Origin of the sequence: Capnocytophaga canis (genome assembly GCF_000827555.1) — a bacterium.
Taxonomy (GTDB): domain Bacteria; phylum Bacteroidota; class Bacteroidia; order Flavobacteriales; family Flavobacteriaceae; genus Capnocytophaga; species Capnocytophaga canis.
In genome coordinates this window covers 1-354 of record NZ_CDOI01000119.1, presented here as the reverse complement: position 1 = coordinate 354, position 354 = coordinate 1, and the positions used below count along the sequence as shown (strand labels likewise).

General features: G+C 45.2%; 1 pseudogene. It reads left to right on the top strand.

The annotated features are described in order from the left end of the window. Positions 1–354, top strand: a pseudogene (locus CCAND38_RS11930) (hypothetical protein); the annotation flags it as partial.

Genomic DNA, 354 nt, shown 5'->3' with positions numbered 1-354 from the left:
TCGAGCGGAGTTTATACGTTGACGTATAAGATTTGTGAGAATGGAGCGACCCCTGATAATTGTGATGATGCTACGGTAACGATCACCGTTGAAAACAGCATCGTAGCTGATAACGATGATTTAGGACCGGTAGTATCGGGAGGTACGACTACGCAGACGGTTATTAGTAATGACAAGCTCAATGGTGTACCTGTGGTTATAGGCACAGGAGTAGGTAAGGTAACCCTTACACCAATCATTACCCCAACGGGCATTACGTTGAATGGTGACGGAAAAGTAACGGTAGGAACGAATGTTTCGAGCGGAGTTTATACGTTGACGTATAAGATTTGTGAGAATGGAGCGACCCCTGAT